1 protein-coding gene and 1 pseudogene are annotated in these 874 nt (G+C 43.9%); both read right to left on the bottom strand.

Annotated elements, in window-relative coordinates; genetic code table 11:
- Nucleotides 1-56: 56 nt before the first annotated feature.
- The gene (locus ACQEXT_RS21195; protein ID WP_138971147.1) at nucleotides 57-443 is read right to left on the bottom strand and encodes a hypothetical protein; all 387 of its coding nucleotides are present in this window, start codon (nucleotides 441-443) and stop codon (nucleotides 57-59) included.
- Nucleotides 443-874, bottom strand: a pseudogene (locus tag ACQEXT_RS21200) (hypothetical protein); the annotation flags it as partial. The gene ACQEXT_RS21195 and the pseudogene ACQEXT_RS21200, both read right to left, overlap by 1 nt.

Genomic DNA, 874 nt, shown 5'->3' on the forward strand with positions numbered 1-874 from the left:
ACATTACCAACACCTTAAGTAACGATATGAAACCGATCATTACAGTCCCATATAAATTAGGGTATGTACCCAGTAAACTTTAAGAAAATCAAGCTTAAGATAAGGACAATACAGCTCCACATCCCTAATGCATTCACCCACATAAACACTTTAAATTTAGTTGATTTCGTTGTTGCTCGTTTACGAATAAATGGATACTTCACCCAGTAATCAAAGCAACGGCTACCTATCTCCCAGGACAATTGGTATTTAGGTCTCATATGACCGTTATCGTCATAGTATTTGCTAAGATCTTTGGCCAGTTGTTTATCCATAAAAACAATATGCTTAAGACTACCTAGAGATACAATCGCACTCATAATAACACCCGGAACAGCCCAGATTGTAGCGTAGCCTCCGAAAACCAAACCTAAAAGCGCCACGACAGACTCATACCAGACCATCAGAATTTAGCCCCTATATCAGATACAATTTTGTCTGAACTTTCATATAGAAAATACAATCCATCTCCAACGGCTTTACCTGCCGTAGAGCCTGCAACCCCACCGACAAAACCACCTGCGACAGCTCCACTAATCACCGCGACAGCAAGTACTGGGGCGGTAACAGTTATGCTGATGGCTAAAGCGATACCAGAAACGGCGGTTACAGCGAGCCCTACTCCAACGCTTCCACCTTTGATTCCACCGTATACTCCTCCAATAAAGCCCCACACTTCACGAGTTGTTGTCTTGCCACACTCGCCAGTACCATCCACCTTGCACGCTTCATAGATGCTATCGACACCACTGACGGCACCCACAAGTAAACCAACATAACCCACACCTCTGGCGGCAGAAATTCCAAGAGCAATATTACCAATCCGCTTCCCTAA

It is taken from the genome of Vibrio sp. TRT 29B02, from assembly GCF_050113655.1.
Taxonomy (GTDB): domain Bacteria; phylum Pseudomonadota; class Gammaproteobacteria; order Enterobacterales; family Vibrionaceae; genus Vibrio.